The 26,016-nt window shown below is 66.0% G+C and carries 28 protein-coding genes and 1 pseudogene; 4 read left to right on the forward strand and 25 right to left on the reverse strand.

All coding sequences use genetic code 11. The features are described from left to right. The first annotated feature begins 68 nt into the window (after window positions 1–68). The gene (gene hemE, locus ACKLLE_RS10270) at window positions 69–1,133 is read left to right on the forward strand and encodes a uroporphyrinogen decarboxylase (RefSeq protein ID WP_064301186.1); all 1,065 of its coding nucleotides are present in this window, start codon (window positions 69–71) and stop codon (window positions 1,131–1,133) included. A 103-nt stretch (window positions 1,134–1,236) separates the two neighbouring features. Here the strand turns inward: hemE and ACKLLE_RS10275 are convergent, their stop codons facing one another. Beyond that, window positions 1,237–2,046 (reverse strand): hypothetical protein, encoded by an 810-nt coding sequence (locus ACKLLE_RS10275; protein ID WP_420057837.1) that lies wholly within the window; start codon window positions 2,044–2,046, stop codon window positions 1,237–1,239. Between the two features lie 139 nt (window positions 2,047–2,185). Between ACKLLE_RS10275 and ACKLLE_RS10280 the strand changes: the two genes are divergently transcribed. After that, the gene (locus ACKLLE_RS10280; RefSeq protein ID WP_064301188.1) at window positions 2,186–2,539 is read left to right on the forward strand and encodes a NirD/YgiW/YdeI family stress tolerance protein; all 354 of its coding nucleotides are present in this window, start codon (window positions 2,186–2,188) and stop codon (window positions 2,537–2,539) included. Window positions 2,540–2,655: 116 nt separating this feature from the next. Here ACKLLE_RS10280 and ACKLLE_RS10285 read toward each other — a convergent pair whose 3' ends face one another. Further along, on the reverse strand, window positions 2,656–3,873 hold the full coding sequence (locus tag ACKLLE_RS10285; protein ID WP_420057875.1) for an MFS transporter: 1,218 nt from the start codon (window positions 3,871–3,873) through the stop codon (window positions 2,656–2,658). Window positions 3,874–4,040: 167 nt separating this feature from the next. Here ACKLLE_RS10285 and ACKLLE_RS10290 point away from each other — a divergent pair, with 167 nt between their 5' ends. Beyond that, a complete protein-coding gene (locus ACKLLE_RS10290) occupies window positions 4,041–4,928 on the forward strand; it encodes a LysR family transcriptional regulator (protein WP_420057838.1) in 888 nt (295 codons plus the stop codon). A 6-nt stretch (window positions 4,929–4,934) separates the two neighbouring features. On the opposite strand, the gene ACKLLE_RS10295 is transcribed toward ACKLLE_RS10290, so the two are convergent. The 22 genes from ACKLLE_RS10295 to ACKLLE_RS10400 are packed head-to-tail and all read right to left on the reverse strand — an operon-like array spanning window position 4,935 to window position 23,771. After that, a complete protein-coding gene (locus ACKLLE_RS10295) occupies window positions 4,935–5,381 on the reverse strand; it encodes an excinuclease (protein ID WP_420057839.1) in 447 nt (148 codons plus the stop codon). Window positions 5,382–5,396: 15 nt separating this feature from the next. Beyond that, window positions 5,397–5,837: a hypothetical protein gene (locus ACKLLE_RS10300; RefSeq protein WP_420057840.1), complete on the reverse strand. Its 441-nt coding sequence runs from the start codon at window positions 5,835–5,837 to the stop codon at window positions 5,397–5,399. Window positions 5,838–5,857: 20 nt separating this feature from the next. After that, entirely contained in the window at window positions 5,858–7,084 is a 1,227-nt protein-coding gene (locus tag ACKLLE_RS10305; protein WP_420057842.1) for a beta-ketoacyl-ACP synthase, read from the reverse strand. Then, on the reverse strand, window positions 7,084–7,812 hold the full coding sequence (gene fabG, locus ACKLLE_RS10310) for a 3-oxoacyl-ACP reductase FabG (RefSeq protein WP_064301193.1): 729 nt from the start codon (window positions 7,810–7,812) through the stop codon (window positions 7,084–7,086). Before fabG ends, ACKLLE_RS10305 begins: the two co-directional genes overlap by 1 nt. Next, a complete protein-coding gene (locus tag ACKLLE_RS10315) occupies window positions 7,805–8,275 on the reverse strand; it encodes a hotdog family protein (protein ID WP_009396844.1) in 471 nt (156 codons plus the stop codon). The genes fabG and ACKLLE_RS10315 overlap by 8 nt, the downstream gene beginning before the upstream one ends. Continuing rightward, entirely contained in the window at window positions 8,272–9,444 is a 1,173-nt protein-coding gene (locus ACKLLE_RS10320) for a beta-ketoacyl-[acyl-carrier-protein] synthase family protein (RefSeq protein ID WP_420057843.1), read from the reverse strand. The genes ACKLLE_RS10315 and ACKLLE_RS10320 overlap by 4 nt, the downstream gene beginning before the upstream one ends. Further along, a complete protein-coding gene (locus tag ACKLLE_RS10325; RefSeq protein ID WP_009396848.1) occupies window positions 9,441–9,926 on the reverse strand; it encodes a hypothetical protein in 486 nt (161 codons plus the stop codon). The genes ACKLLE_RS10320 and ACKLLE_RS10325 overlap by 4 nt, the downstream gene beginning before the upstream one ends. Continuing rightward, window positions 9,923–10,654, reverse strand: a complete 732-nt coding sequence (locus tag ACKLLE_RS10330; protein ID WP_420057844.1) for a class I SAM-dependent methyltransferase — start codon at window positions 10,652–10,654, stop codon at window positions 9,923–9,925. The genes ACKLLE_RS10325 and ACKLLE_RS10330 overlap by 4 nt, the downstream gene beginning before the upstream one ends. Then, window positions 10,651–11,898, reverse strand: coding sequence for an NAD(P)/FAD-dependent oxidoreductase (locus ACKLLE_RS10335; protein ID WP_420057846.1), 1,248 nt, complete (start codon window positions 11,896–11,898; stop codon window positions 10,651–10,653). Before ACKLLE_RS10335 ends, ACKLLE_RS10330 begins: the two co-directional genes overlap by 4 nt. Then, a complete protein-coding gene (locus ACKLLE_RS10340; protein WP_420057847.1) occupies window positions 11,885–13,045 on the reverse strand; it encodes a sodium:proton antiporter in 1,161 nt (386 codons plus the stop codon). The genes ACKLLE_RS10335 and ACKLLE_RS10340 overlap by 14 nt, the downstream gene beginning before the upstream one ends. Continuing rightward, a complete protein-coding gene (locus ACKLLE_RS10345; RefSeq protein WP_420057848.1) occupies window positions 13,042–15,360 on the reverse strand; it encodes an MMPL family transporter in 2,319 nt (772 codons plus the stop codon). The genes ACKLLE_RS10340 and ACKLLE_RS10345 overlap by 4 nt, the downstream gene beginning before the upstream one ends. Continuing rightward, window positions 15,350–15,946: an outer membrane lipoprotein carrier protein LolA gene (locus ACKLLE_RS10350; protein ID WP_420057849.1), complete on the reverse strand. Its 597-nt coding sequence runs from the start codon at window positions 15,944–15,946 to the stop codon at window positions 15,350–15,352. Before ACKLLE_RS10350 ends, ACKLLE_RS10345 begins: the two co-directional genes overlap by 11 nt. Continuing rightward, window positions 15,943–16,368, reverse strand: a complete 426-nt coding sequence (locus ACKLLE_RS10355; protein ID WP_420057850.1) for an acyl-CoA thioesterase — start codon at window positions 16,366–16,368, stop codon at window positions 15,943–15,945. The genes ACKLLE_RS10350 and ACKLLE_RS10355 overlap by 4 nt, the downstream gene beginning before the upstream one ends. Next, window positions 16,361–17,905, reverse strand: a complete 1,545-nt coding sequence (locus tag ACKLLE_RS10360; RefSeq protein WP_420057852.1) for an HAL/PAL/TAL family ammonia-lyase — start codon at window positions 17,903–17,905, stop codon at window positions 16,361–16,363. The genes ACKLLE_RS10355 and ACKLLE_RS10360 overlap by 8 nt, the downstream gene beginning before the upstream one ends. Then, window positions 17,886–18,824 carry an LpxL/LpxP family acyltransferase gene (locus tag ACKLLE_RS10365; protein ID WP_009396864.1) on the reverse strand — a complete coding sequence of 313 codons (939 nt, stop codon included), beginning with the start codon at window positions 18,822–18,824 and terminating at the stop codon, window positions 17,886–17,888. The genes ACKLLE_RS10360 and ACKLLE_RS10365 overlap by 20 nt, the downstream gene beginning before the upstream one ends. Continuing rightward, window positions 18,821–19,555, reverse strand: coding sequence for a glycosyltransferase family 2 protein (locus ACKLLE_RS10370; RefSeq protein ID WP_420057854.1), 735 nt, complete (start codon window positions 19,553–19,555; stop codon window positions 18,821–18,823). Before ACKLLE_RS10370 ends, ACKLLE_RS10365 begins: the two co-directional genes overlap by 4 nt. Next, window positions 19,552–21,222: an ApeI family dehydratase gene (locus tag ACKLLE_RS10375; protein ID WP_420057856.1), complete on the reverse strand. Its 1,671-nt coding sequence runs from the start codon at window positions 21,220–21,222 to the stop codon at window positions 19,552–19,554. The genes ACKLLE_RS10370 and ACKLLE_RS10375 overlap by 4 nt, the downstream gene beginning before the upstream one ends. Then, entirely contained in the window at window positions 21,219–21,764 is a 546-nt protein-coding gene (locus tag ACKLLE_RS10380; protein ID WP_064301203.1) for a COG4648 family protein, read from the reverse strand. The genes ACKLLE_RS10375 and ACKLLE_RS10380 overlap by 4 nt, the downstream gene beginning before the upstream one ends. Beyond that, window positions 21,761–22,015, reverse strand: a complete 255-nt coding sequence (locus ACKLLE_RS10385) for an acyl carrier protein (RefSeq protein WP_009396874.1) — start codon at window positions 22,013–22,015, stop codon at window positions 21,761–21,763. Before ACKLLE_RS10385 ends, ACKLLE_RS10380 begins: the two co-directional genes overlap by 4 nt. A 10-nt stretch (window positions 22,016–22,025) precedes the next feature. Beyond that, window positions 22,026–22,292: a phosphopantetheine-binding protein gene (locus tag ACKLLE_RS10390; protein WP_009396876.1), complete on the reverse strand. Its 267-nt coding sequence runs from the start codon at window positions 22,290–22,292 to the stop codon at window positions 22,026–22,028. Beyond that, window positions 22,267–23,082: a lysophospholipid acyltransferase family protein gene (locus tag ACKLLE_RS10395; RefSeq protein ID WP_064301204.1), complete on the reverse strand. Its 816-nt coding sequence runs from the start codon at window positions 23,080–23,082 to the stop codon at window positions 22,267–22,269. The genes ACKLLE_RS10390 and ACKLLE_RS10395 overlap by 26 nt, the downstream gene beginning before the upstream one ends. Continuing rightward, the gene (locus tag ACKLLE_RS10400) at window positions 23,058–23,771 is read right to left on the reverse strand and encodes a beta-ketoacyl synthase chain length factor (protein ID WP_420057858.1); all 714 of its coding nucleotides are present in this window, start codon (window positions 23,769–23,771) and stop codon (window positions 23,058–23,060) included. The genes ACKLLE_RS10395 and ACKLLE_RS10400 overlap by 25 nt, the downstream gene beginning before the upstream one ends. Before the next feature lie 315 nt (window positions 23,772–24,086). Here ACKLLE_RS10400 and ACKLLE_RS10405 point away from each other — a divergent pair, with 315 nt between their 5' ends. Further along, a complete protein-coding gene (locus ACKLLE_RS10405) occupies window positions 24,087–24,860 on the forward strand; it encodes a ParA family protein (protein ID WP_009396882.1) in 774 nt (257 codons plus the stop codon). Here ACKLLE_RS10405 and trxC read toward each other — a convergent pair. Then, a pseudogene (trxC, locus tag ACKLLE_RS10410) lies at window positions 24,857–25,290 on the reverse strand (thioredoxin TrxC). The gene ACKLLE_RS10405 and the pseudogene trxC sit on opposite strands and share 4 nt — an antisense overlap. Window positions 25,291–26,016: the final 726 nt, after the last annotated feature.

A 26,016-nucleotide genomic window follows, 5' to 3' on the forward strand; every position in this document is an offset into this window, starting at 1 on the left:
ACGGCTAGCACCGTGCCTTTTCTTTGTGCGTCTGAGAAAATGCCCGCACTTTTTTTCCGGATGCCGACATGACTGCCTTGAAGAATGATCGTTTCCTGCGCGCGCTGCTCAAGCAACCTGTAGACGTCACCCCGGTGTGGATGATGCGCCAGGCCGGCCGCTATCTCCCGGAGTACCGCGCCAGCCGCGCCAAGGCCGGGGATTTCATGAGCCTGTGCATGAACCCGCAATTCGCCTGCGAAGTGACCCTGCAACCGCTGGACCGCTACCCGCTGGACGCGGCGATCCTCTTCTCCGACATCCTCACCATTCCCGACGCCATGGGCCAGGGCCTGTACTTCGAAACCGGCGAAGGCCCGCGCTTCAAGAAAGTGGTCGGCAGCCTGGCCGACATCGAAGCCCTGCCGATCCCCGATCCGCAGAAAGACCTCGGCTACGTCATGGACGCTGTCAGCACCATCCGCCGCGAGCTGAATGGCCGCGTACCGCTGATCGGCTTCTCCGGCAGCCCCTGGACCCTGGCCACCTACATGGTCGAAGGCGGCTCGTCGAAAGACTTCCGCAAGACCAAGGCCATGCTCTACGACAACCCCCAGGCCATGCACCTGCTGCTGGACAAGCTGGCGCAATCGGTCACCAGCTACCTCAACGGGCAGATCCTGGCCGGTGCGCAAGCGGTGCAGATCTTCGACACCTGGGGCGGCAATCTCTCGGCGGCGGCGTACCAGGAATTCTCCCTGGCCTACATGCGCAAGATCGTCAGCGGCCTGATCCGCGAACACGAGGGGCGCAAGGTGCCGGTGATCCTCTTCACCAAGAACGGCGGCCTGTGGCTGGAAAGCATCGCCGAGGCCGGCGCCGATGCCCTGGGCCTGGACTGGACCTGCGAGATCGGCGACGCCCGCCGCCGCGTCGGTGACAAGGTCGCGCTGCAAGGCAACATGGACCCGACCGTGCTCTACGCCAAGCCGGAAGCCATCCGCGCCGAGGTTGCGCGCATCCTCGCCAGCTATGGGCATGGCACGGGTCATGTGTTCAACCTGGGCCACGGCATCACCCCGGAAGTCGATCCGGAACATGCAGGCGTGTTCATCAACGCAGTGCATGAGCTTTCAGCCCAGTACCACGGCTGACAGGGCAACGCGGTCCATGTGGGAGCGGGTTCACCCGCGATTGCGGTGGTGAGTTCGCTATCGCAATCGCGGGTGAACCCGCTCCCACATGGACCGCGTACGATCAGTTGACTATCACCACCTGATCCTTCGGTTCGTAATAGAACACCGGCGTCCTGGTCAGGTCGATCTGCACGATGGGAATGAATTTCCCGGTCGCGGCCATGAAGCTGTCCTGCATCTGCCGCGCCCTTTCCAGCCCTGCCCCGGTGTAATAAAGCGCTTCCAGTGGCAGCTTCTCGGGAATGTCTTCCGGCCACGGAGCAATCACGACTTCGTTCCAGATGCGACGGTGAGCCGGGATCGGAAAATGCTGGCGCACGTCGATGCTGAACTGGAACCACTGCGCCGTTGGCTCGAAGTAGCAAGCTTTGGTTCCGGTGTACTCGGCAAAGTGCGCCTGCCAGGTTGGAATATCCACAACGCCACTCAAATGGCAGGGCAACGGAAACGCTTCCGTGCCACAACTTTCGATACGACTGTCAGTCGCGGCATTCAGCGGAAACACGCACTTCACCGTCAGCGGCTGCTCGCTCGGCTCGCCCAGCGGGGCCATGATCAACCCGGCATCACCCGCCAGCAGCTCGTTGCCTACGTCCCGGCGGATATAGGAAAAGGACACGCCCTTGCGCTCGACATTTTCCGGGCTGGGGTTCCAGAACGCCGGGTTGGACGTGTCACGGATGGCGCGGATGATGACGCCATTGCAGTTGATCGCCGCGCTGCCATCGGCGCATTCCGGCCGGATATCGTCGAAGCGCTGTTGCAGGCGCAGGACCACGCTGCGCCCCGGGTCATCGGCGCTGATGGCGCAGGGGATCTGCAGGAACAGCGCAATGAGCAGGCAGAAGTAACGCAGGGAGGATGTAAGCATGTCGATGTCCTCGTGAAGGAGGAATCATCAAGCCATGCGCTTCAAATCAGGCACAACTGACAGAAATATCAGGTTTAAGCTTCAATTCAGCCTGCCTGGGTAATCTGATCCCATCAAAACCTGCCAAGGAATCAGAACCATGAAAACCCGTTACCTCGCCCTTATCCTCGCCCCTCTGTTCAGTACCGCTGCCCTGGCTGCCGGCACCGGCTACACCGGCCCGGGTGCGCAGAGCGTCACCACCGTGGCCGCCGCCAACGATGCCGCGGACGACACCCCGGTGGTGCTGACCGGCTATGTGATCAAGAAGGTCAACAACGACGACAAGTACGAGTTCAAGGACAACACCGGCACCATCACCGTCGAGATCGACGACGAAGACCTGCCGCCGGTGGCATTCAATGACAAGACCAGGGTCAAGCTGACCGGCGAGGTGGAAAAGCACCTGATGTCGCGGGAAGTGGATGTGGATATCGTCGAGATCGTGAACTGATCCGAAGGCCCCATCGCTGGCAACGCCAGCTCCCACAAGGTCCGCGTACACCGCCAGACCCTGTGGGAGCCGGCGTTGCCGGCGATGAGGCCATCAGCAGCACCACAAACCCGTGATCAGGCGGCTTTCGGTGGCAGTTTGCTGAGGTACAACGCAACCCCCAACGCCACCACCAGCAAACTGCCGATAAACACCCCGATCCCGTTCCACCCGGCGTAATGCCAGGCCACCCCGCCCGCCGTCCCCGCCACGCTCGATCCCGCGTAGTAACTGAACAGGTACAGCGACGACGCCTGCCCCTTGGCCTTGAATGCCCGGCGGCCGATCCAGCTGCTGGCCACCGAGTGGGCGCCGAAGAAGCCGAAGGTGAATACCAGCATGCCGACGATGATCAGCGGCAAGGCGCTGAACAGGGTCAGCAGCATGCCGCTGAACATCAGCAGGATGGTGCCCCAGAACACCCGGCGCCGGCCTAGCTTGTCGGCCAGTGCACCGATTTGCGCCGAGCTGTAGATGCCCGATAGATAGACGATCGACAGCAGCCCCACCAGCGCCTGGCTCATGTTGAACGGCTCGGCCAGCAGGCGGTAACCGATGTAGTTGAACAGGGTGACGAACGCACCCATCAGCAGGAAGGCTTCGAGAAACAGCCAGGGCAAGCCGGCGTCCCGGAAGTGCAGGACAAAGCCATCGAGCAGGCTGCGCGGATTCATCGAGCGCGAACGGAAGTTGCGCGACTCCGGCAGCACCTTCCAGAACAGTGCCGCGGCGATCAGGGCCAGGCCACCGATCACCAGCATCGCCGTATGCCAACTGACGAAGTCGATCAATACCCCGGCAATCAGCCGCCCGCTCATCCCGCCAATCGCATTGCCGCCGATGTACAGCCCCATCGCCAGGCCAATGTGCTGTGGATGAATTTCCTCGCTCAGGTAGGTCATCGCTACCGCCGCCAGGCCGCTGAGCGACAGGCCCACCAGCGCACGCATCGCCAGCACGCCCTCCCAGGTCGGCATCAGTGCACTGGCGATGGTGCTCAGGGCTGCGCAGAACAGGGCGAAGACCATCACCGGCTTGCGCCCGATACGGTCGGAGATCGGTCCGGTGATCAGCAGCCCGAACGCCAGCAAGCCGGTGGACACCGACAGCACCAGGCTGCTTTGCGCCGCATTGATGGCAAAGTCGCGGGACAGCAGCGGCATCATCGGCTGTACGCAGTAGAGCAGGGCGAAGGTGGCGAAACCGCCGCAGAACAGCGCCAGCACGGTCCGCATGAAGGCCGGCGTGCCTTTCTCGATCCAGGTGTCTTTGAGCGTGGCGGCGATGTCGGCCACAGGTTCGGGGGGAAGGTCGTGGGCGTGGGGCGCTACAGCAGTTTTCACGGGAGCCTCGGTGGGGGCGGCCTCTGGGGCAGTTGAAAAAAAGCATATAGCTGGCTAATGATCATTTCCAATATATTGTTCGACCTGTTTAAGAGGTTCTACGACCTATTGGAGCATCCATGGAATTGCGCCATCTGCGTTACTTCATCGCGGTCGCCGAAGAGCTGCATTTCGGCCGGGCCGCGCAGGCCCTGGGCATTTCCCAGCCACCCCTGAGCCAGCAGATCCAGGCCCTGGAACAGGAGCTTGGGGCGCGCCTGTTCGAGCGCACCAACCGACGGGTGGCACTCAGTGAAGCCGGGCGCCTGTTCCTTGAAGAGGCCCGCCAGGTCCTGGCCCAGGTGGACAAGGCCGCCGACGTTGCCCGCCGCGCACAATTAGGTGAACTGGGCGAGATGAAGATCGGCTTCACCTCCTCGGCTCCCTTCAATTCCAGCATTCCAAAGGCCATCTACAGCTTCCGCCAGCGTTTCCCGGCGGTGCACCTGAACCTCAAGGAAATGAGCAGCCGCGACGTCGCCGACGCCCTGCTGGACGAAAGCATCGAGGTCGGCCTGATGCGGCCCCTGACGCTACCGGAATCATTGGTGGCCACCGAGCTGTTCCGCGAGCCGCTGGTGGCGGTGCTCAATGCCGACCACCCGCTGGTCGAGGGTTCGGAACAGGGCCTGGAGCTCAAGGCCCTGGCCAACGAGCCCTTCGTGTTCTTCCCGCGCAGCTATGGCAGCGGCCTGCATGCGCAGTTGCTGAGCCTGGCGCGGCAAGCCGGGTTCACCCCGCATTTCGCCCAGGAGGCGGCGGAGGTGATGACCATCATCGGTCTGGTCTCGGCGGGGTTGGGGGTGTCGGTGCTGCCGGCATCGTTCCAGCGCATGCGTATCGACGGGGTGGTCTATCGCACGCTGCTGGATGCCGATGCGGTCACGGCGGTGTGGTTGGTGCAGCGGCGCGAGCAGGGCTCGGCGATGGCGGGTGCCTTCGTCGAGCTGCTCACGCGCAAGGGCTGAGTGGGATCAGTCGACCTTCGACAGATCGCCTTTCAGCGCAACACCGGCAATAACGGCTCCGGCGTGGCATTCGTAGGTGCTGGCGTCCTTGCGCTCGTTCTTCTTGTAGTAGCTGGCGATATTGGTAACGGCGTTGGCTCCCACCTTCTTGGCCGCGTCTTGCATGGTCAGCAGGGCCGACTGCAGGGCCCATTCGCAAGCGGCTTCATCGCTCTTGTTGAAGGCGTTGGTCTTCTTGTTGGTGGTCGCATTCGGGCTGATGACGCTGACCTTGCCGCGCGGTTGTACACCGGCCAGATAGAACTTCACCGAACCATCGAGCTTCTTCTCGGTGGTCATCTGTTGAACCACCTTTTCGAACGGCAGGAACAGTGCGGTATCCCGGGCCTGGCTGATGCCTGGCAAGGCGCACAGCAGCAGGGCGGTGGTGGCGGTCCAGGTTTTCAAACGCATGGTGTCTTTCCTTGATTAATAAATGGTGGAGCGTTGTTCGTTGAGGGCGCGCTGTACCATGCGATCGGACTCGATGCGTTGCAGTTCGCGCATGATGCTTTTATCGAGGTTGTAGACCCAGCGGTTGTAGTTGCGGTGGATCTTGCCGTCGTTGTAGCCGAGGTTGCGGCTGTCGCGGTACTCGATGCGGAAGTTGCTCAGGCTGTAGCGGATATCCACGGCAGCGAAGAAGGTGTTGCGCACGGTGATATCGGCCTGGACCAGGCCCGGGCTGGTACTGCGTACGGTCCAGCCGCGCTCGGCCGAGGCCTTGACGATGGCCCGCTGGATTTCCTCGTCCGTGTAGGAGTGGCCGACCACCAGCAGTTCCTTGGGGACCATCACCGGTTTGGACGTGCAGCCAGCGACGAAAGCCAGTACCAGGCCCAGCAGGGCCGCGCGAATCATTGAAGACATTCCTTTCTCTCCAGTCGGTTTCAGGCCCAGCGGCGGAAAATCAACGACGTGTTGACCCCGCCAAAGGCGAAGTTGTTGCTCATGACGTATTGGTTGCTGAGGGAGCGGAACTCGCCGCAAAGGTAGTCCAGCTCGCCACAGCGTGGATCGATGTTGTCCAGGTTGAGGGTGTGCACGTAGCGGTCGCTGTTCATCATTTCAATGCTGAACCAGGCTTCCAGCGCGCCGCAAGCGCCCAGGGTGTGGCCGAGGAAGCTTTTCTGCGAACTGATTGGCATCCGCGCGCCGAACAGGGCGCTGGTGGCCAGGGTCTCGGCGATGTCGCCCTGCTCGGTGGCGGTGCCGTGGCCGTTGACGTAGCCGATGGCGTGCGGGGCCAGGTCGGCATCCTCCAGCGCAAGCTCCATGGCCCGGCGCATGGTCGCCTGCTCGGGACGGGTGGTGTGCTGGCCGTCGGCGTTGCTGCCGAAACCGACGATCTCGGCATGGATGCGCGCGCCCCGGGCCAGGGCGTGCTCCAGTTCTTCGAGCACCAGCATGCCGGCGCCTTCGCCGATCACCAGGCCGTCACGGCCGCTGTCGTAGGGGCTGGGGGTCTTGTGCGGGGTATCGTTCTTCAGGCTGGTGGCGTATAGCGCATCGAACACCATGGCCTCGGTGGGGCACAGTTCCTCGGCGCCGCCGGCGAGCATCATCGGCAGGCGGCCGAACTTGATCGCCTCGTAGGCGTAGCCGATGCCCTGGCTGCCGCTGGTGCAGGCACTGGACGTGGGGATCAGGCGCCCGGTCAGGCCGAAGAAGATGCTGATGTTGGCGGCGGTGGTGTGCGGCATCATGCGCACGTAGGAGTTGGCATTGAGCCCTTCGGCCACCGAGTTCAGCAGCATGTTGCCGAACGCCTTGATCTCGTCGGTGCTGCCGGTGGACGAGCCGCAGGCCACGCCCATGCGCCCGTCGCGGATCGACGGATCATCGAGCAGCCCGGCGTCCAGCAGCGCATTCTGCGACGCCGCCACCGCCAGCCGCGAGACCCGGCCCATGCTGCGCAGCTGCTTGCGGGTCCAGCCGGACGGCACGGCGAAATCATCCACCGGCCCGGCCAGGCGGGTATTGAGCTCTTCGAAACGGTTCCACTCGTCCATCCGCCGGATCCCGCTGCGGTTGGCGGCGAAATTGCCCGAGATCGTGGCCCAGTCGCTGCCCAGGGAGGTGATGCCGGCCATGCCGGTGACGACCACGCGTTTCATCAGCACAGGCCTCCGTTGACGGCCAGGACCTGGCGGGTGATGTACGAAGCCTCGGCGGACATCAGGAAGTTCACCGCACCGGCGACCTCTTCCGGCGTGCCCATGCGCTGGGCCGGGATCATCTTCAGCAGCTCCTCGACCGGTACGTGCTCGTCGAGCATGGCGGTGTCGATCAGTCCGGGGGCGACGCAATTGACCGTGATCCTGCGCTTGCCCAGTTCGATGGCGAGGGCCTTGGCGGCACCGATCACCCCGGCCTTGGAGGCGCTGTAGTTGACCTGGCCGCGGTTGCCGATCAGCCCCGACACCGAGGTGATGCAGACGATGCGACCCGGCGCGCGGCGGCGGATCATCGGCATCATCACCGGGTGCAGGACGTTGTAGAAACCGTCGAGGTTGGTGCGCAGCACCTGGTCCCAGTCTTCCTCGGTCAGGGCCGGGAAGGCGCCGTCGCGGGTCAGGCCGGCATTGCACACCACGCCGTAGTAGGCGCCGTGGGTTTCCACATCGTCGCCGAGGATCGCGGCGCAGGCGGCGCGGTCGGCCACATCGAACTGCAGCACCCGGGCCTGCCGGCCCAGGCCGCGCACTTCGTCGGCGACGGCCTCGGCTTCGGTACGGCCGCTACGGCAATGCAGCACCAGGTCGAAGCCGGCACGGGCCAGGCGCAGGGCGATGGCCCGGCCGATACCGCGGCTGGAACCGGTGACCAGGATGGTCTCACTCATGTCGGGACTCCTCATCGCCCGCTTCGGCCAGGTATTGCGCGACCTCCGGCGGACGGAAAACATTCAGGCGGGCCGTGGCGTGCAGCCCCGGTCCGTACAGATGGCACTCGAACACGCCCATGCCGTTGTCGTCTTCCAGCGAGCGCAGGGCATGGATGCGCAGTTCTGCGCCCACGGGGAAATGTTCGACAGCGCATTCGAACTTGCGTGTGCCGAGCAAAAAGCCCAGCTCCACCGGCTTGCCCTGCTGGCGCGCGCGGCAGCCGGCATAGGCGGCCACGGTCTGGGCCATCAACTCGATCCCGACCCAGGCCGGCAGGCTGCCGTCCTCGCGGTTGAACAGGCCGCCGGGGCGTACGGTCAGGTGGGCGTGGATCTGCTCCTCGTCGAACGACTCGATCCCGTCGATGAGGATCATGTCGCCGGCATGGGGCAGGAGTTCGGCCAATGGCCAGGCAATCATGGGGTGTCTCCGAGAATCAGGCTGATGTTGTTGCCACCGAAGGCGAACGAGTTGCTCATCAGATGGTGCGGGCCGCCGGCGTGCAGGCGCTGGCCGGGGCCGATCAGGTTCAAGGGCGCCAGCTCGGGATCCTGCTGGCCGTCCCACAGGTGCGGAGGCAGTTGGCCGTGGGCCAGGCTCAACCAGCAGAACGCCGCTTCCAGGGCACCGGCGGCGCCAAGGGTGTGGCCGGTCATCGCCTTGCTCGACGAACAGGCGAGCCGGGCGCCGAACAAAGCGTTGACCGCCAGGCTTTCCATGGCGTCGTTGTGCCGGGTGGCGGTGCCGTGGAGGTTCAGGTAATCGATCTGCGCGGGCTTCAGGCCGGCGCTGTCCAAGGCTTTCTGCATGGCCGCGAGGGCGCCCTTGCCTGCGGGCTCCGGCGCGGAAATATGGTGGGCGTCGGAGCTGGCGCCGGCGCCGAGCAGGGCGATGTTGCCGCCGTCGGCGTTCGCCTCGCGGGTCATCAGGAACAACGCCGCGCCCTCGCCGATATTGATCCCGCTGCGGTTCACCGAGAACGGGTTGCAGCGCTCGCCGCTCATCGCTTCGAGGGCGGTGAAGCCGTTGAGGGTCAGCTTGCACAGGCTGTCCACGCCGCCGCACACCACCGCGTCGCACAGGCCCAGGTCGAGCAGGCGGCGGGCGCTGAGCAGGGCGCGGGCGCCAGAGGTGCAGGCGGTGGAAATCACGTAGGCCGGGCCGCTGACCTGCAGCCAGTTGGCGAGGAACACCGCCGGGGCGCTGAGCTCCTGCTGGGCATAGTCGTACCCGGGCGGGAACCGGCCCTCGCGCAGGTACTCGGCGATGCCTTGGCTGGCTTCCTCGATGCCCGAGGTGCTGGTGCCCAGGACCACGCCGACCCGCTGCGAGCCGAAGCGTTCGACGGCGGCGCGCAACGGGGCTTCGATCTGCAGGGCGGCCTCGTGCAGCAACTGGTTGTTGCGGCTCTCGCCCGGCAGCGGGCTCAGCTCGCCGGCCACGGCACCGACCACCACGCGCTTGTCCGGCACCCAGCCGTCGGCCTCACGCATGCCGGAGCAGTCACCGGCGAACAGGCGGCGGGCGACTTCGGCCTGATCGCGTCCAAGGGCACAGACCAGGCCCAGGGCGTTGAGGTAAGCGGTCATGGAGCGTTCTCGCCAGGCAGGGGGGTGACTAGATAACGCAGGCCTTGCTGCATGTTCAAGGTGAAATCGTCGGCCTGTCGGTAGCTGACATGCCAGCGCTCGCCAAGCCAGCGCTGATTATCCTGCTGCTGCGCCGCCGGATAAAGCGCCGCCAGGCGCTCGGCCGGGGTCAAGGCGAACAGCAGCGCGGCGAACAGCTCGCGGGCCGCCGGGTTCGGTGGCAGCAGGCCGTCGGCCTGCCATTCGCCGTTCTCCAGCAGCTGGCGGGCCTGGGGAATGCCCAGCAGATCCATCATCGACCAGCGCAGGCGCTGGTCCTCGCGTTGTATCACCAGCAACCAGTCCTGGCGCTGATCGGCCTGTTCACGCTGCACATGCAGGGTCATCGGCAGCTTCAGCGGTGGCAACTGCTGCGGCAACGGCGGGCGCACCGCGCAGGCGGCCAGGATCAGGCAGGCGACCAGTAGCAACAGCCTTTTCATGCCGCATTCAGGGGCTTGCGTGCCACCACGTTGACCAAGGTTTCCTCGCGCTGGCCCGGCGGTGGGGGCTTGCGCAGGCCGAAGCGTTCGAGCAGGCCGAAGTCGCTGGAGCGGCTCCACCACAGGTAGGGGTACGAGACATTCCTTTCGCCGAACTCGAAGCCTTGCTCGCGGAGCATCTGCAGGTAGCCTTCCGCGCTCTTCTGCACATGCATCGGATGGCGGAACAGCCAGCGGATCACCCAGGTATCGATATAGGCCTCGGTGGATTCGGCGAACAGCAGGTAACCGCCGGGCTTGAGCACCCGCCAGAATTCGGCCAGGGCCTTTTCCTGCTCTACCAGGTGGTGGAAGGTCTGGTGGCAGAACAGCATATCGATGCTGGCGTCGGGGAATTGCAGGTTGGCGCAGTCGCTGCCCTTCAGTTCCACCTTCAGGCCCAGGTTCACCGCCTCGGCGCCGCTCAGTTCCAGGCTGTGCGGGTCGGCATCGGTGCCGAGCAGCTTGCCCGGCCGGAATACCTGGTGCAGGTGCTTGAACGAGCGCCCCTGGCCGCAACCGACATCGAGCAGCACCGGCGCGTGCGGCGGCTCGCCATCGAACAGGCGGCGCAGGTCGTTGATCGCCACGCGCAACACATGGTGCTGCCAGGTATGGCTGCGCAGGAACCAGAAGCCGAACTTCGTTTCCTCGACATAGGTATCGCTGAAGAAGCGCGGCCCGCTCATGCTTCTTCCCTCGCGCAGATTTCCGCGAGCATGCGCAGGCGCCGCTTGGGTTCGCTGACGAAGGGGTTGCGCTCGTCCCAGGCATAGCCGGCGAGGATCGAGGCGATCATGGCGCGGATCTCGGGCGAAGACCCAGGGTGATAGATCACGTCCTGGAAGCTGCCGTTGTACCAGCCTTCGACATAGGCGCGGAAGGTGTCCACGCCACGCTTGAGCGGGGTGGCGAACTCGCGCTCCCAGTCCACCGCTTCGCCCTTGAGCTGACGGTCGAGCACGGCGGCGGCCATGCTCGACGAACGCATGGCGATGGTCACGCCCGAGGAGAACACCGGGTCAAGGAATTCCGCCGCGTTGCCGAGCAAGGCGAAGCCCGGGCCGTGCAGGGTTTTCACGTTGGCCGAATAGCCGCCGATGGTCCGTGCCGGAGTGTCCCACACTGCCTTGGCCAGCACTTTCGCCAGGCTCGGGGTTTGCGCGACGAAGCCTTTCAGGCAGGCATCCAGGTCCTGCGGCGCGTCGGCGTAATGCTCGGCTGCGGCGACCACGCCGAGGGAGCAGCGGCCATCGCTGAAGGGGATGGTCCAGAACCAGATATCCCGATGTTCCGGGTGGGTGGTGATGAGGATCTTGTTGCGGTCGAAGTGCGGATGGTCGATGCGGTCCTCGATATGGGTGAACACCGCCTGGCGTACCGGGAAGCTCGACGGTGCCTCCAGGTCCAGCAGGCGCGGCAGCACCCGGCCATAGCCGCTGGCATCGAGGACGAACTGCGCCTCTACCTGGTACTCGCTGCCATCCTGGCGCCGCACGCGCACCTGCGGGCGTTCGCGCTCGAAGTCGGCAGCGACGATTTCCTCTTCGTAGCGGATCTCCACGCCCTGGGCCGCGGCTTCGTCGGCCAGCAGCTTGTCGAAGCGCGCGCGCTGGACCTGGAAGGTGCTCGGCCGGCCCTTGCTGAACGCTTGGCCGAAGTCGAAGGCGCTGTATTCATCGCCCCAGGCGAAGGCCGCGCCGTTCTTGTACTGGAAACCCGCCGCTTCGAGGGCGGGCAGCATGCCGGCTTCCTCGACGAAATCGATGCAGTGCGACAACAGGCTCTCGCCGATGGAGAAGCGCGGGAACAGCTGGCGCTCGATGACCAGTACATCATGGCCCTTGCGCTTGAGCAGCGCGGCGGCGATGGCGCCGGACGGGCCGGCGCCGATGATCAGGACCTGGCGTTGTTGTACATCACTGGCGGGCATGGGGCCTCCTTGCCGTTGAAACGTTGAGAACTGGAAGACGGTGCAGCCCGGCGATGGCGGGCATCAGGGTGGCGATCAGGCTCATCAGCATCAGGGCGAAATACAGCGCCGGGCTGATCAGTTGCTGTTGCAACAGCAGATTGAGGAAGACGATTTCGCTCAGGCCGCGAATGTTCAGCAGCAGGTTTTCCCGCCAGCGGCTGGCGCCGGGGAACGACAGGCTGGCCCAGCGCAGGCCCAGCCAGTTGCCGGCCATCTTGCTGAGGATCGGCAGCAGCACCAGCGCGCCCAGTTGCAGCAGGTCGAGGGATTGCAGCAGGTGGCCGAAGTCGATCTGGACGATGCCGAAGGTGAGGATCAGCGGGATCGCCACGCCCTGTTGCAGGCGTTCGATCCACGCCGCCGGCAGTGGCAGGCGCAGCGGCAGCTTGAGCCAGGCCAGGCAGGCCATGTAGCCAATGCCCAGGATCAGCGCGTTGAGCTTGTAGTGCTCGGCGACGAACAGCAGGGCGAGAAACGCCAGGCCGAACAGCCACGGGCGGCGCAGCCCCAGCAGGTACAGCGGCAGCGGTGCGCAGGCGGCCAGCAGCGGCCAGGCCAGGCTCAGCGGATCCAGGCTGCCCTTGCCCAGGCCGAACAGCAGCCAGCACAGCACATCGATGCCGATCGCCACCTGCATCAGGCGCCGGGTGGCCGCGGGTGGATAGCCGATATTGCGCAGGTACAGGTAGAGCACCGGCACGGCGGTAATGGCGAACACCAGGCCCAACGCCAGGGACGTCAGCCAAGGCTGCTCCGGCAACAGCAGAAAACCGCAGCCCAGGCCGCAGGCGAAGGGCACGAGGAAACTGGGCAGGGCGATCTTCAGGCTCTGGCGGTCGAGTTTCAGCTCGACGACATCGGACAGGATATGCCCCAGCAACAGGGCGAAGCTCAGGCCGTACAGGGTCTTCAGCCAGGCCGGGGCGATCAGTTGCGCGCCGCTGAGCTGCCAGTGCGGCTCGACCCACAACAGCATCAGCAGCGGCAGGCCGAGGGTCGCCAGCAGCAGGTGGCTGACGATGTTGATCAGGCCCAGGCGCCGGCCGATTTCGCCGGCGATCAGGAACAGCGACAGGGCCAGGGCCCAGAACAGCACGACACTCATGCCGACTTCTCCGTGTGGCGCGGCGCGGCCCAGGGGGCCAGGGCAAAGCTGAAGGCCAGGCCGAGGCTCACGGCCAGGCCGAAATTGCTCACGGCAGGCGTGCTCGAAGCTGCCAGCAGGCCGAACGACAGCCAGGTGGTGGTCGCCGCCAGCAGGGTGCCGAGCAGGCTTACCGCCGCGCCGCCGATCTGTTCGTGCATGAGGATCGCGTAATCGACACTGATGGCCGTGACCAGCAGTAGGCCGAACAGGCTGAACAGGGTCAGGGGCTGGCCCAGCCAGCCGAGGCTGGCCAGGCTGCACAGCGCCGCCAGCAGGGGCAGGGCGACGATGCGCGCGGCGGCGCCGAAACCGAAGGGCAACACCAGCAGCACCACGATCAGCACGCAGGACAGCAGCTTCAATTCCGCCGCGCTGACCTGGGTCGCGGCGAACAGCCGGTTCAGCTCGCCGAGGCGGTCCACCAGTTGTACACCGTCGAGGCCTTCGCTTTGTTGACGCAGCACAGCCGGATCGCTTGCGCCTTGCAGGCTGACCACGGCGGCGACGCCCGCTGCGTCCTTGCCCAGCCACAGCGAGCGCCAGGCCTCGCCCAGCGGGCCGGCCAGGACCTGGTCTATATCGAGCACCGGCAGGGCGCGCAGGCGGGTCAGCTCGGCTTGCAGCGCTGCCTCCGGGACACCGCTGGCCAGCAGCGGCTGCCAGTGTTGCGGCAGGGCCTCCAGCGCCTGGCGCAAGCGGGCCTGCTCGGCACTGCTGGCGAGCAACTGGTTGAGCGCCATGTAGCCCTTGAGCTGACCACTGGCGACCTGGGCATCGAGGCGTTGGCCGAGGCTGGCAAGGCGCTCCAGTAACTGCGTTTCGTCCGCGCCACGCACCAGGTAGAACTGGCTGGTGGGCTGGTAACCGGTGATCCGCGCCACCGCCTTGGCCTCGTCCAGCAGCACCGGCGAGCTGCCGACCCACTGGCGGATATCGTTGCGGTTTTCCAGGTGCCACAGGCCGCCGGCGCAAAACGCCAGGAGCAGCACGCTCAGCACCGGCGTCGGCACCCGGCGCAGCAAGCGCAGGCGCAGGTCTACCAGGGTTTCGGCGATGCGCAGCGGCCATTGCGCCGGTTGCAGGTCGATGTTCTTCAACAGCGCCGGCAGCAGGCACACCGACCCCAGGTAGGCGCCGATCAGCCCGGCGGCGGAGAACGCGGCGATCTGGGTCAGGGCCGGGAACGGTGTGAAGCCAAGGGCCAGGTAGCCGATGCAGCTGGTGGCCAGGCTCAGGCTCAGGCCCGGCAGGGTCTTGCGCACCGCTTGCCAGGTGTTCCACGGGCGCAGGCTCCAGCTTTTCGAGAGGAAATGCAGCGGGTAGTCCACCGCCACGCCGATCAGGCTGGAGCCCAGCACCAGGGTCATTACATGCATCTGGCCGAACAAGGCGATGCAGGCGGTGGCGCCGAACAGCATGCCCACCAGCACCGGGACGAAGGCCAGCAGCACGCGGAACCTGCGGAAGGCGAGGAGCAGCAGGAGCAGGATGCCCAGCGTCGCGCCGCCGCCGATCCAGGTCATTTCCCGGCTGGCCTGGCGCTGGCCGTCGGCGGCGTAGAGCAGGCCGCTGGCCGCGAGCAGTTGTGCGCCCTGCGCGGCGGCCTGGTCACGGGACTGCTGCAACAGCTCGGCGACCCGCAGCGGCAGCTTCATGTCGAAGGCATTGCCCTCGGTGCGGGCGCGCAGCAGCACCCAGTATCTGTCGTCGGCCTTGGCCAGCAGCACGCCGCTGGCGGTATCCAGCTCCACGGCAGCCGGGCGCGGCTGGCTGTTCTGGATGCGTCCGGTCAGGCCCAGCCAATCGTCCTGGCTGGACACCAGGCTGAAACCGGCGAAGGGATCGAACAGGCTTTGCAGGCGTTGCTGGATAAAGGCGTCAGGGGTTTCGACCAAGCTATCGCGGTCGGCCTTGGCGAGCATCGCCAGGCGCCCTTGCAGCAGTTGTTCGCGTACCGCCTGCAGGTCGGTTTGCAGGCTCCACTGGACCTTTTCGAACAGGCCGCTGGCCTGCCATTCCTTGCCCAGTTGCTCGGCCAAAGCGATGGCCTTGTCACGTTCGGCGTGCCCCACCAGCACCAGCATTTCCCGGTTCAGCGGCTCCTGCATGCGCTGCTCGGCGCGCTTGACCAGCGGGTCTTCGGTGGCACCCGGGACCAGGGTCATCAGGTCCGCCGACAAGGCCGGGCCGCGCGTCCACTGCCAGCCGGCCAGGGCCATGACCCCGACCAGCAAGAACAGGAACAGACGCGGCAGCAGGCGCTCAATCGACAAGGTCGTGGCGCTCCGCGTCGGTCAGCGTGGTGCTGGTGCTGGACGGCATGCGCAGCACGGTGCTGTCGCCTTGGGTTTCCAGCAGCTCGATACGGTCGACGAACTGGCCGCCGTGGATCTCGATGCCGGTAAAGATCTGCTTGAGCACCAGCGAACGTGGGGTCAGGCGCAGTTGCCAGGCCTTGGCGTCGCCGTGCAGGGCCAGTTCGAAGTCGCGCTCCAGGCCGCTGCTGTCGCCCTGCAGCACCGCGAAGAACAGCTTGTTCTGCTCGGTGCCGGCCGTGCGCGTGGGGATGACCTGCCAGCCGGCGGCATCGCGACGGGCTATGCCGGAGGCATTGAGGCGGTAATCCTGTTTCAGCGGGCTTTGCAGCAACCACAGCAGGCCGTGGTCGCGGGCCAGCACGAACTGGCCAGTGCTGACCAGCGGCTGGGGCAGGGCGCGCAGGTGCTTTTCCTGGATGAACGGGCCCTTGATCACCTCCGGCTCGCTCAACTGCTTGCGCAGGTCTTCCAGGCCGAAGGCATGGGCGAGGCCGCAGCACAGCATCAGGCCGAGGGCCAGCAGCAGGCGGTTGCGTTTCATGGCAGCACCCTCTGCACGGCGTCGAGCATCACCTGCGGCGAGGCCAGCTGCATCTCGCGGCTGGCGATATGCACGGCCACCTGCACCGTGCTGGCCCGGGTCATGCGCTCGCCGGTGACGGCGTCGCTGATCAGGTAGTTGATCTTCAGGCGGTTTTCCCACTCCACCAGGCTGGCCCGCACCTTCAGGCGCTGGCCGAAGGTGGCGCCGCGCATGTAGCGCAGTTGCAGGTCGATCACCGGCCAGGCGTAGCCGGAGTCCTGCATCTGCACGTAGTTATGGCCCAGATGATCGAGCAGGGCGCAGCGCGCCACTTCCAGGTACTTCACGTAGTGCCCGTGCCAGACCACCAGCATGCTGTCGACATCGAAGAACGGCACCAGCACTTCGCTATCGACGTGGAGAACACCCTGACTACGCATGGAGCCTCCAGTGTTGCTGGGCGATGCGTTGCAGGCAGTGGCGCAGGTCGCTTTCCAGGGCGCGGTCCTCGATCACCGGGGCGAAGTCGTCGAGCAGGGCGCGGTGCATCTGGTCCAGCGCCGGCGGCAGCGGGCGGGCATCGGCCTCGCGGCTGCGCAGCCAGACGCCCTGGTTGGCGGCCAGCAGGGTGGCGGCGGCGACCTGTTCGGTCAGCTCCAGTACGCGCAGGGCATCGCGGGCGGCGATGGTGCCCATGCTGACCTTGTCCTGGTTGTGGCATTCGGTGGAGCGCGAGAACACGCTGGCCGGCAGGGTATTTTTCAGGGCTTCGGCGGTCCAGGCGCTGGCGCCGATCTGCACGGCCTTGAAGCCATGGTTGATCATGGCGCGGTCGGCCGGGGCGCCGGACAGGTTGCTCGGCAGGCCGTGGTTGTAGCGCACGTCTACCAGCAGGGCGAGCTGGCGGTCGAGCAGGTCGGCAACGTTGGCCACCAGGTTCTTCAGGCTGTCCATGGCAAAGGCGATATGCCCGCCGTAGAAGTGCCCGCCATGCAGGACGCGCTCGGCATCGCCGTCGATGATCGGGTTGTCGTTGGCGCTGTTCAGCTCGGTCTCGATGAAACCGCGCAGCCAGCCCAGGCTGTCGGCCAGTACCCCGAGCACGTGCGGCGCGCAGCGCAGCGAGTAGCGGTCCTGCAGGCGGTGCAGCGGCGCGGTCGGCGCGTCGATCGCCAGGTCCTGGCGCAGCCAGGCGGCAACCTGGGTCTGGCCCGGGTGTGGCTTGGCGGCGAACAGGCGCTCGTCGAAGTGCTCCGGGTTGCCTTGCAGGGCAACCACGTTGAGCGCGGTGATGCGGGTGGCGAGCTTGAGCAGGTAGTCGGCGCGGGTCCAGGCCAGGCAGGCCAGGCCGGTCATTACGGCGGTGCCGTTCATCAATGCCAGGGCTTCCTTCGGCCGCAGCACCAGCGGTGCCCAGCCCAGTTCACGGTGCACGTCGACAGACGGGCGGCGTTCGCCGCGGTACAGCACTTCGCGCTCGCCGGACAGGGTCGCAGCCACGTAGGACAGCGGCGTCAGGTCACCGCTGGCGCCCACCGAGCCTTCTTCAGGAACCACCGGCAGGATGTCGTGGGCGATAAAGGCATGCAGGCGCTCCAGCAACTCGACCCGCACCCCGGACACCCCGTGGCACAGCGACTGCAAGCGCGCCGCCAGCAGGGCGCGGGTGGACGGGGCATCGAAGACCCGGCCCAGGCCGCAACCGTGGAAAGTGAACAAGTGCCTGGGCAGCGCCTCGACATGCTCCAGCGGCACCGCGACCACGCAGGAGTCGCCGTAGCCGGTGGTCACCCCGTAGATCACCCCTTCCTTGTCCAGCAGCGTATCGAGGAACTGCGCACCCCGGGCGATGCGCGCGCGGTAGTCGGCATCGTCCTGCAGGCGGGTTGCGGCCTTGCCGTGGGCCAGGGCATGGATGGCTTCGATCGAGAGCGGCGACTCGCCGAAGGTAACGGACTCACGCGGTTGCATCGTCATCGGTCTTCCAGAAGGGGTAGAAGTTGAACCATTGCTGCGGGGCTTGCAGGCAGTAATGGCCGAGCCGCTCGGCGTAGCGCGCGGCATGTTCGGCGATCACCTGGTCGCGCTGGCTGCGGCGCCATTCCACGGCGGCGGCGAAGGGTTCGAGGGTCACCTGGTAGCGGCCCTGGCGTTTCAGGCAGAACAGCAGGTTGACCGGGCATTTGAGCAGCCCGGCCAGCAGCCACGGGCCTTGCGGGAACTTCGCCGGATGACCGAGAAAGTCCACGGTCACGGTGCGCCCGCCATGCAGCGGTACGCGGTCGCCGGCGATCGCCAGCCATTCGCCGCGCTCCAGGCGCTGGCTGAGCTGGAGCATGGTCGCCGGGTCCAGCTCGCTGACCTGGATCAGGCGCAGGTGCGTGGCCCCGGCCTCGCCCAGCAGGCGGTTGAAGCGCTCGGCGTGGCGGGTATGGACCAGCACGTTCATGGTCACCTGCTGGCCCATTTCGGCCAGGGCCCGGCACACTTCGAGGTTGCCCAGGTGCGCGCCCACCAGCATCTGACCGCGCTCGGCGCGCAACTGGCCGTGCAGCTGGCCGGGGTCGTTGATCTCGATCCGGTCCAGGCCGAGCCTGCCGTTCCACACATCGAGCTTGTCCAGCAGCGCGTCGGCGAAGGCCATGAACTGGCCGAACACGCGAGCGGTGGTGGGGCGCAACGCTGGCTGGCCGCTCCACTCGGCGAGGTTGTGCTGGTAGGTCCGCGCCGCCTCGCGGGCACGCCGGCCGAAAAGGAAGAAGTACAGGACGATGCCGTACAGCACCGGGCTCAGCAGCCGGCGGCCGAGCAGCCGGACGCCGAAGGCGGTGAGCTTCATCAGCAGGAAGCTGCCGCGTTCTTCGTGGGCCGCCCAGTGTTTTTCCTGCTGGTTCATGCCGTCAGCCGCCGCCAGAGGATCGCCGGGGCGCGCAGCAACATGCCGAAGAACAGCTTGGTGTGCATCTTCGAGATCAGCGCATTGTCGTGGAACAGGCGGAAATGCGAGAGGCCGTCCTGCGGGTAATGCACCTTGGTCGGCAGCCAGCGCATCGGCTGGTTGCGCCACGACAGGCGCACCAGCACCTCGGGGTCGAAGTCCATGCGCTTGCCGAGGTTCACGCTGTCGATCAGGGCCAGCACCGGCGGCAGCGGGTAGACGCGGAAGCCGCACATGGAATCGGGAATCTTCAGCGACAGGCTGTTGATCCACACCCACACATGGGTCAGGTAACGGGCGTACAGGCGGCCTTTCGGCACGCTGGCGTCGTACTGTGGATAACCGCAGATCAGCGCCTCGGGATGGGCGCGGGCGTGTTCGAGGAAGCGGCTGACATCGGCCAGGTCGTGCTGGCCGTCGGCGTCCACCTGCAAGGCGTGGCTGAACCCCTGCCGCGCTGCCTCGCGCAGGCCGGCCATGACGGCGCCGCCCTTGCCCTGGTTGACCGGCAGTTGCACCAGCCAGGTGTCCGGCTGCTGCGCCAGCTGGCGCAGTACCGCCGCGCAGGACGGGCTGCTGGCGTCGTCCACCAGCACGCAGGGCAGGCCGGCGGCGCGCAGGTCGGCGACCACCGCAGGCACCGCCAGCTCGTGGTTGTAGACCGGGATGACCGCGCAAGGCTTGATCATTGGCCCGCCTCCAGGACGATCCGCCCGCTGGAGCAGGGCGCGCCGGCGCAGCTGTAGGCGAAATACAGCTTGCTGCGCTCGGCATCGAAACGCAGGGTCAGCAGTACCTGGTCACCGGGGCGCACCAGTTGCTGGAATTTCAGCACTTCCATGCCGGCGAAGCGCCGTGGCGCGTCGAGCAGCGGCTGGCCGAGGGCGATGGCCCAGTCCACCTGGACCACGCCGGGGAGTACCGGGGTTTTGGGAAAGTGGCCGTTGAAATAGGCGAGGTCGGCGGGAACCACCAGGTCCAGGTGCAGTTCGCCGTCCACCTGCCGTTCGCCGACCACCTCCGGTCTCGACGGGCGCGGCGCCATCAGCAGGTTATCGACCAGCGCTTGCGGCAGCTTGCCCTGTGCGGTGTAGGGCAGTTGCCGCAGCAGGCGCCAGCGGCGGGGCAGGGCCAGCGGTTCGCAATGGCCGGCGAGGTGCTGGCGCAGGGCGTCGGTCACCGCCCGGCGGCCCTGGTTGCGCAGGGCATGCATGCCCTTGGCGCCGAGTTGCAGCAAGGCGCCGATGGAGGCGCGGTTGCCGTGGATCACGCCAAGGCGGGCGTCCTCGACCCAAGGGTGCTGGAGCAGCGCCTGTTCCAGCATCGGCAGGGCGATGCGCTTCTCTTCCAGCTTGACGATGCGGTCGAGGCGGCCGAGCAGGCGGAAGCGGCCATGGCCATCGAAGCTGACCGCATCGGCGCTTTCCTCGGTATGCCCCGCAGGCAGGTACGGCGACGCGATGCACAGGGCGCCGTCGTCGTTCTGGCTCAGGCGGATGCCGGCGAAGGGCTGCCACAGGCTTTCGCCCTGGCGCCAGGCAATGCCGCCGGTTTCCGAACTGCCGAGGATTTCCGTCGGCCATTGGCCCAGGCGCTGGTGCAGTTCGCGGGCGGCCTCGGCGGGCAGTTCGCCGCCGGAGGAAAACACCTGGCGCACGGTGCTCAGCGCCGGCCAATCGAGGTTATCGCCCATGCGCTTGAGCAGCGCCGGGCTGGCGACCCAGGCGAACGCCGGGTGCTCGCGGCTGGCCCGCTGCAGATCCTCGGGGAAGGGCAACTGGCGGCGGACGAAGCTGCGTCCGGCGCACAGCGGCCACAGCACGCGGAACAGCAGGCCGTAGATATGCTGGGTGGCGACGCTGCCGATGATGCAGGCCTCGCCCAGCCCGGCGCCCCACAGCGCTTCAAGGTTGTTGACCTCGTTGGCGAGCTGGCGCAGGCACTTGTCGATGCGCTTGGGCGCACCGCTGGAGCCGGAGGTGCACAGGCTCAGGCGGCAGGTGTCGAGGTCCAGGTCGGCCGGGGCCAGGGCGGCGGCGAACAGTTCGGCGGGGCGTTGGTCCTGCTCGCTCAGCCACAGGTCCACTTCGGCGTTCCAGCGCTGGCGGGTCTGGGCTTGCAGGTCGGCGGGCAGCAGTACCTCGACGCCGGCACGCCAGGCGCCGAGCAGGGCCACGGCCAGTTCGGCGGCGTCTTCCAGATAGACCGCCAGGCGCTTTACCCCGCGTGCCTGCAGGCCGGAGGCCAGTTGCAGGGCCTGCCCGGCCAGTTGCCGATGATCCAGCGCCGGGGCGTGGCTGACCAGGCGTGCGCCCTCGGTCGGCCACAGCATCTGCTCAAGGTTTATCCATTTCATGAGCGTCCTCGCACGCGTTGTCTAACCAGCCATTCGATGGCGAACAGCAGGCCCATCGCGCAGTACGCGATCAGGCCGTTGTAAAGGGTCCACCAGGCCAGCGGCGCCCACAGGGTCAGGGCGGCGGCGACCAGGCCGTTGACCAGGAAAAAGCCGCTCCACACCTGGGTCACCTGGCGCGTGTAGCGCACGGCCTTTTCCGGCAGCTCCGGGTCGCTCAGCCGCGCCAGGCGTTCGGCCACCGGCGGGCCGAATTTCAGGCTGGCGCCGAACAGGGCCAGCATGAAGGCGCTGATCAGCACCGGGTACCAGCGCAGCAGCGCGGGATCGTCCAGCACCGCCAGCAATGCGCAGAAGGCGATGGCCACCAGGGCCATCCAGCGGCCGCCGGGATTGTGCGGCTGGGTCAGGGCGCGGGCCAGCCACAGGCTCCCCAGCAACAGGCCGAACTGCCAGGGCGCGAAATGCGCCATGCCGAAGTGCACTGCGAACGGGTACCCCAGGCCGGCCACGACCAGCCCGAGCCCGACCAGGCGTTTCATGCCGCGGTGTTGACCAGGCGGAACACCGCTTCGACCACGTCGTTGACGGTACGCACGGCCTTGAATTCGTCGGCGGCGATTTTCTTGCCGGTCTGGCGCTTGATGTGGTCGATCAGGTCGACCGCGTCGATGCTGTCGATTTCCAGGTCTTCATAGAGGTTGGCGTCGAGGGTGACGCGCCCGGCGTCCAGTTCGAACAGTTCGACAAGGGCGTCGCGCAGGGTGTTGAAGATGTCTTCGCGGGTTTGCATGGTACGTGTCTCAGGCAGCCTGTTTGGCGGTAACGAAGGCGGCGAGGGTCGCCACGTTGGTGAAGTGCGAGCGGGTGTCCTTGGCGTCGGCGTCGATCTTGATGCCGTAGCGTTTCTGGATCGCCAGGCCGAGCTCCAGGGCGTCCACCGAGTCGAGGCCCAGGCCTTCGCCGAACAGGGTCTGCTCGTCGCCGATATCGTCCGCGCTGATATCTTCCAGGCCCAGGGCCTCGATGATCAGGTCCTTGATGTCATGGTTGAGTTGGGGATTGCTCATCTGCGGCGAGCTCCTTGATGAAGTACTGGTGCAAGTGGTCGTTGAGTTTGCGCGAGGCCTGCGGGGCCGGGCCCTGGCTGGCGAAGACCTGCGGGTCGATGTCGGCGCCGACGCGCAGGGTGAAGTGCACGCGACGGTCCGGGATGCGGTACCAGGGCTCGCACTTGGTCAGGGTGGTCGGGTTGACCGTGATGGTCACCGGCGTGATCACCCGCGCACCGCGCAGGGCGATGGCCGCTGCGCCGCGGTGGAAGGACGGCGCCTGGCCCGGGTCGGTGCGGGTGCCTTCGGGGAAGATCACCAGGGTCTGGCCGCCCTGCAGGGAGGCCACGGCGGCGTCGAGCATGTCCATGCTGCCGTCGTTGCTGATGTACTGCGCCGAACTCACCGGGCCGCGGGTGAACGGGTTGCCGAACAGGCTCTGCTTGACCACGCAGTTGCTCTGGCGGACCAGGCCGATGAGGAACACGACGTCGATCAGCGACGGATGGTTGGCGATGATCATCTGCCCCGGCCGGCCCAGGCGCTCGGCGCCCCGCACTTCGTAGGTGAGCACGCCGCAGGCGGCCATGAAGCGGATGAAGCGCCAGAACAGCCAGCTGATGGTGTGCCTTGCCCGTTGCCGATGGCGCAGGCGATCGCCGGGCAGGCAGGCCAGCAGGGGAAAGACCAGCAGGCGCAGGCACAGGCCGCCGAGGCCGAACAGCAGGAAGCTCAAGGCGGTGGCCAGCAGGCGCCAGAGCCAGGCGTCGCGGCGCGAGCGGCTCAGGTCTTGCGTTGCCAGTTCCATGTGCGGTCCTTCAGGGTGTGGGTAAAGGTCGAACGGTTGGCGAGCAGGTTGCGCAGCCAGCTCAAGGCATGGGGTTCGCTGGCCGGAGCGGCCTTGTCGCCCTCCAGGGACAGGCGCCATTGGTCGCCGGGGGTCAACAGCAGGCCGAGGGCGTAGTCGCAAGGCACGTCGGTGATCCAGGGGCTGTAGGCAGCAGGCGGGTGTTCCTCGGCGACGATCAGCAGCACCGCCGGGGCGCCATCGTGGAGCAGGCCGGCCGCTTCCACCACGGCCTGTTCGAAACCGTCGCCTTCGGCGGCGATGGCCGTCATTTCGGCGGTTTCGCCACGCAGGATCGACCACAGGCCGATGACGGCGTTGTGCACCGAAAGGCTGAACTGGGTCGGCGACAAGGGCTGGGCGGCCGCAAGGTCGCTGAGGATCTCCAGGGTGCGCGGGGTTTCGCCATGCCGGGAAACGAACACCAGGGGCAGTGGCGCGAGGCCTTCGGCCAGCGGCCAGCCCACGGCGAAGGCCATGCGCGCCAGGCGGCTGAGGCGGCGGCGCTGCATGGCGGGCAGGAACGAGACATCCGGCGACGCCTCGCCGGCATCGATCGCGCGTTCGCCATGGCTCCATTGCTGCCAATGCGCAGCCGACTGGAGGCCGGGCGCCCAGGCGCGCCACTGACTGATGTTGAATGTGATCAAGGTGTGTATCTCGCCCTGAGGGACTTCCATGCCGAGGGGGACTCGGAGCAACGGCCTGCGGGCGAAATCGCCGAGTGGCGGGCATTATCCCGGTGCAAGGGGGCCGTCGTAAACAATGTATTGCTATTGATTACGGAACCAAGTGACTGGAACAGACCTCGAATAGCGCCGCTTATTTCCTTGGGCCGCCTTTTCCCGACAGACGGCCCGGAGCTGTTGTCGGTCGCCTTTGCCGGATCTTGAGCGGTTCAATACTGGTCAATCCTGCAGGTCGGACACATACTCGGTCATTCTTTGAAACACGGAGGTCTTTCCATGCGGCGCGTGGTGTTCAATCAGAAAGGCGGCGTCGGCAAGTCCAGCATCGCTTGCAACCTTGCGGCGGTCAGTGCCAGTGAAGGCTATCGGACCCTGTTGATCGACCTGGATGCCCAGGGCAACTCCACCCACTACCTCACCGGCCTGACCGGCGAGGATATCCCCATGGGTATCGCCGACTTCTTCAAGCAGAGCCTGTCGTCCGGGCCGTTCGCCAAGAAGAACAAGGTGGATATCTACGAGACGCCGTTCGACAACCTGCATGTGGTCACCGCCACGGCGGAGCTGGCAGACCTGCAGCCCAAGCTGGAGGCCAAGCACAAGATCAACAAGCTGCGCAAACTGCTCGATGAATTGAGCGAAGACTACGACCGGATCTACCTGGATACCCCGCCGGCCCTGAATTTCTATGCGGTATCGGCGCTGATCGCGGCCGATCGCGTGTTGATTCCCTTCGATTGCGACAGCTTCTCGCGCCAGGCGCTGTACGGCCTGCTCTCGGAAATCGAAGACCTCAAGGAAGACCACAACGAAGAGCTGCAGGTCGAGGGCATCGTGGTCAACCAGTTCCAGCCCCGGGCCAGCCTGCCGCAGCAGATGCTCGACGAACTGGTGGAAGAGGGGCTGCCGGTACTGCCGGTGTACCTCAACAGCTCGGTGAAGATGCGCGAGTCACACCAGGCCTGCCTGCCGCTGATCCACCTGGAACCGCGGCACAAGCTGACCCAGCAGTTCGTCGAGTTGCACTCGTTGCTGGAAGAGAACGCCTAGATCCCTTGGCTGCGCAACCACTCCAGCAGGTGTTGGAGTGGGAATGCGCCGCTTTGCCGCGCCACTTCCCGGCCGTTCTTGAACAGGATCAGGCTGGGGATCGAGCGGATATTCAACTGGCCGGCCAAATCGCGGTTGGCCTCACTGTCCAGCTTCGCCAGCCGGCAGCGTCCGGACAGTTGCCGTGCGGCCTGCTCGAAGACCGGCGCAAAGGACTTGCACGGCCCGCACCAATCGGCCCAGACATCGATCAGCAGGGGCAGGTCGCCCTTGATCTGGCTGGCGTAGTCGGCTTGCTTCAGCTCGAAGGGTTTGTCCAGCAGGACGGGTTGCTTGCAACGCCCGCATTTCGGCGTGTCGCCCAGGCGGTCGGCGGGCAGGCGGTTGAGGCCGTTGCAGTGGGGGCGGGGATCAGCAGTGGGTCGGTCATGGGATTGGGTCCGGGGGCGGGTGTTGTTGGGTATGTGGCGGTGGGATCTGGAGTTTTCAATGCTCTGCGGGCCTCATCGCTGGCAAGCCAGCTCCCACAGGGTTGGCGGTGCACACGGAACCTGTGGGAGCTGGCTTGCCAGCGATGAGGCCCGAAAGGACCCTGCACAACCTGAAGTCCTGCACAAAAATGTCAAATATGACCAGCGAACTTCCTCGATTTCCGACTTTTTTGTAGGCAATTTCCCAAGCATACTGCTTCGCCCTGCCAGCCTGTTGCGCCCCATGGAATCGCTGCCTAGTCTTCGGCGGTCGTTGATCTCAACGATCGGCTTTGACAGGCCGGCCAGATACGGTGCACAGCTGATTTTCGGCAGCTGTGCGCGTGGGCACCTTTTGGTGCGCCGGGTTCTCCGTATCCCTGGTCTGTCAACCCGCGTACAGCTGCCACCCTTTTGTTTGACAGCAAATTCGTGGCGGCTCCACCTGATACGGAGCTTCATGAAAGCTAGTCCCCGACCCACCCCCAGTCCTTTGCGTCGGCCCTGGTCTCTCCCATGAGGAAGCCGTTCGCAGGGCCGCTGAACATCTGAAAAAGGCGATCACCGCCGCCTCATCCCTTCCCGAACCCAAGACCACCCGGCATCAGGCACTGCTGATCAATGCCCTGCTGGATATGAAAATCTCCAAGGCATTGCTGACGGTTGCCATGTCGGAATCACCGGTG

Origin of the sequence: Pseudomonas bharatica (assembly GCF_048586865.1) — a bacterium.
In the GTDB taxonomy this organism is placed as follows: domain Bacteria; phylum Pseudomonadota; class Gammaproteobacteria; order Pseudomonadales; family Pseudomonadaceae; genus Aquipseudomonas; species Aquipseudomonas bharatica.

Bases quoted from the DNA above. Each gene is read 5' to 3' on its own strand.
- hemE (WP_064301186.1), top strand. From the start codon at position 69: ATGACTGCCTTGAAGAATGATCGTTTCCTGCGCGCGCTGCTCAAGCAA.
- ACKLLE_RS10275 (WP_420057837.1), bottom strand. From the start codon at position 2,046: ATGCTTACATCCTCCCTGCGTTACTTCTGCCTGCTCATTGCGCTGTTC.
- ACKLLE_RS10280 (WP_064301188.1), top strand. From the start codon at position 2,186: ATGAAAACCCGTTACCTCGCCCTTATCCTCGCCCCTCTGTTCAGTACC.
- ACKLLE_RS10290 (WP_420057838.1), top strand. From the start codon at position 4,041: ATGGAATTGCGCCATCTGCGTTACTTCATCGCGGTCGCCGAAGAGCTG.
- ACKLLE_RS10295 (WP_420057839.1), bottom strand. From the start codon at position 5,381: ATGCGTTTGAAAACCTGGACCGCCACCACCGCCCTGCTGCTGTGCGCC.
- ACKLLE_RS10300 (WP_420057840.1), bottom strand. From the start codon at position 5,837: ATGTCTTCAATGATTCGCGCGGCCCTGCTGGGCCTGGTACTGGCTTTC.
- ACKLLE_RS10305 (WP_420057842.1), bottom strand. From the start codon at position 7,084: ATGAAACGCGTGGTCGTCACCGGCATGGCCGGCATCACCTCCCTGGGC.
- fabG (WP_064301193.1), bottom strand. From the start codon at position 7,812: ATGAGTGAGACCATCCTGGTCACCGGTTCCAGCCGCGGTATCGGCCGG.
- ACKLLE_RS10315 (WP_009396844.1), bottom strand. From the start codon at position 8,275: ATGATTGCCTGGCCATTGGCCGAACTCCTGCCCCATGCCGGCGACATG.
- ACKLLE_RS10320 (WP_420057843.1), bottom strand. From the start codon at position 9,444: ATGACCGCTTACCTCAACGCCCTGGGCCTGGTCTGTGCCCTTGGACGC.
- ACKLLE_RS10325 (WP_009396848.1), bottom strand. From the start codon at position 9,926: ATGAAAAGGCTGTTGCTACTGGTCGCCTGCCTGATCCTGGCCGCCTGC.
- ACKLLE_RS10330 (WP_420057844.1), bottom strand. From the start codon at position 10,654: ATGAGCGGGCCGCGCTTCTTCAGCGATACCTATGTCGAGGAAACGAAG.
- ACKLLE_RS10335 (WP_420057846.1), bottom strand. From the start codon at position 11,898: ATGCCCGCCAGTGATGTACAACAACGCCAGGTCCTGATCATCGGCGCC.
- ACKLLE_RS10340 (WP_420057847.1), bottom strand. From the start codon at position 13,045: ATGAGTGTCGTGCTGTTCTGGGCCCTGGCCCTGTCGCTGTTCCTGATC.
- ACKLLE_RS10350 (WP_420057849.1), bottom strand. From the start codon at position 15,946: ATGAAACGCAACCGCCTGCTGCTGGCCCTCGGCCTGATGCTGTGCTGC.
- ACKLLE_RS10355 (WP_420057850.1), bottom strand. From the start codon at position 16,368: ATGCGTAGTCAGGGTGTTCTCCACGTCGATAGCGAAGTGCTGGTGCCG.
- ACKLLE_RS10360 (WP_420057852.1), bottom strand. From the start codon at position 17,905: ATGACGATGCAACCGCGTGAGTCCGTTACCTTCGGCGAGTCGCCGCTC.
- ACKLLE_RS10365 (WP_009396864.1), bottom strand. From the start codon at position 18,824: ATGAACCAGCAGGAAAAACACTGGGCGGCCCACGAAGAACGCGGCAGC.
- ACKLLE_RS10370 (WP_420057854.1), bottom strand. From the start codon at position 19,555: ATGATCAAGCCTTGCGCGGTCATCCCGGTCTACAACCACGAGCTGGCG.
- ACKLLE_RS10375 (WP_420057856.1), bottom strand. From the start codon at position 21,222: ATGAAATGGATAAACCTTGAGCAGATGCTGTGGCCGACCGAGGGCGCA.
- ACKLLE_RS10380 (WP_064301203.1), bottom strand. From the start codon at position 21,764: ATGAAACGCCTGGTCGGGCTCGGGCTGGTCGTGGCCGGCCTGGGGTAC.
- ACKLLE_RS10385 (WP_009396874.1), bottom strand. From the start codon at position 22,015: ATGCAAACCCGCGAAGACATCTTCAACACCCTGCGCGACGCCCTTGTC.
- ACKLLE_RS10390 (WP_009396876.1), bottom strand. From the start codon at position 22,292: ATGAGCAATCCCCAACTCAACCATGACATCAAGGACCTGATCATCGAG.
- ACKLLE_RS10395 (WP_064301204.1), bottom strand. From the start codon at position 23,082: ATGGAACTGGCAACGCAAGACCTGAGCCGCTCGCGCCGCGACGCCTGG.
- ACKLLE_RS10405 (WP_009396882.1), top strand. From the start codon at position 24,087: ATGCGGCGCGTGGTGTTCAATCAGAAAGGCGGCGTCGGCAAGTCCAGC.